The 336-nt window shown below is 56.2% G+C and carries 1 pseudogene; it reads left to right on the top strand.

The annotated features are described in order from the left end of the window. Positions 1 to 336, top strand: a pseudogene (locus GYA94_RS27080) (type-F conjugative transfer system mating-pair stabilization protein TraN); the annotation flags it as partial.

Raw genomic sequence — 336 nt, 5'->3', positions numbered from 1 at the left:
GACAGCTCTCTGAAAAGCGGTTCAGCCCTGGAGTTCAGCCAGGGGGACACAGGCAAAGCGGTTACGGAGTCGTTCACGAACCGGCCACCGGATCAGATATCTCAGGATGCGCCGTTTATTCAGGCCGCAAAGGATACAGAATCCCGTGCCGACAGCATTGTCGGCGATACCGGACAGGCCTGTACCGCCCAGGTTGTGAACTGCAGCGAGTTCACAAACCATACCTGCGAGCGCGACCTGCAGGTGGAAAATTTTTGCACACGGGAAGCGACCCTGAAGGATAACGCCACCACGCAGAAAGTTAACCGGACTTATCAGCAGGTGGTGACGCTGAAT

Origin of the sequence: Pseudomonas juntendi (assembly GCF_009932375.1) — a bacterium.
Lineage (GTDB): Bacteria > Pseudomonadota > Gammaproteobacteria > Pseudomonadales > Pseudomonadaceae > Aquipseudomonas > Aquipseudomonas juntendi.
This window is presented reverse-complemented; position numbering and strand designations above follow the sequence as displayed.